We start from the raw sequence: 279 nt of genomic DNA, 5'->3' as shown, positions 1-279 counted from the left end.
GACGCCGATGGCCGAGGGGTTGCGCGCGACCGAGGGCCAGACCGGACAGGCGATCTCGATCAGCGGCCTCTTCGCGGTCATAGCGAGCATGGCCATCACCACGGCTGCCGGGACGCTGAACCGGAAATGGGTCTTGGTCGCGATGACGGCCTTCATGCTGGTCTCGCTGGTCCTGGTCGCGGCCGCCCCGAACTTCGCGGTGCTGATGCTCGGTCGCGCCCTGCTCGGGATCTGCATCGGTGGCTTCTGGGCGCTCGCGACGGCCGTGATCATGCGCCT

1 protein-coding gene is annotated in these 279 nt (G+C 68.5%); it reads left to right on the top strand.

Features of this window, described 5'->3' with window-relative positions:
- Window positions 1-7: 7 nt before the first annotated feature.
- The coding region (locus JHD80_RS28345) for an MFS transporter (RefSeq protein WP_282568463.1) at window positions 8-279 on the top strand (272 nt) is incomplete at its 3' end.

It is taken from the genome of Allobosea sp. ASV33, from assembly GCF_016428755.1.
Taxonomy (GTDB): Bacteria; Pseudomonadota; Alphaproteobacteria; order Rhizobiales; family Beijerinckiaceae; genus Allobosea.
The sequence above is the reverse complement of the archived record's forward strand: the minus strand, read 5'-3'. Positions and strand labels throughout refer to the sequence as shown.